The 282-nt window shown below is 40.1% G+C and carries 1 protein-coding gene; it reads left to right on the top strand.

Translation table 11 applies throughout. From position 1 onward, the window contains the following. Positions 1-282 (top strand): SdrD B-like domain-containing protein (locus ACVC3Y_RS00755; protein ID WP_452225825.1); only part of this gene is annotated, 282 nt, incomplete at both ends.

Here is a 282-nt window from a genome sequence, read left to right on the forward strand (position 1 = left end):
TACTTTAACAACAGGAACTTCAGATCCAGAAACAGTAACCGTATTAGAAGGAGTTGAAACAGCAACAACCGATGACGGTTATGAACCAGTAACTGCAGAATTAACAGGAGTTGTATTCGAAGATCTTAACGGAGATGGAGTACAAGATCCAGGAGAAGAAGGAATAGAAGGGGTAGAAGTTGTAATTACAGATGTGGATGGAACAGTAACCACAGTAACAACAGGAACGGATGGAACATGGTCATTAAACAATGTACCATTAGGAGATGCAGAAGTAGATGT

This window comes from Lacinutrix cladophorae (assembly GCF_053604645.1).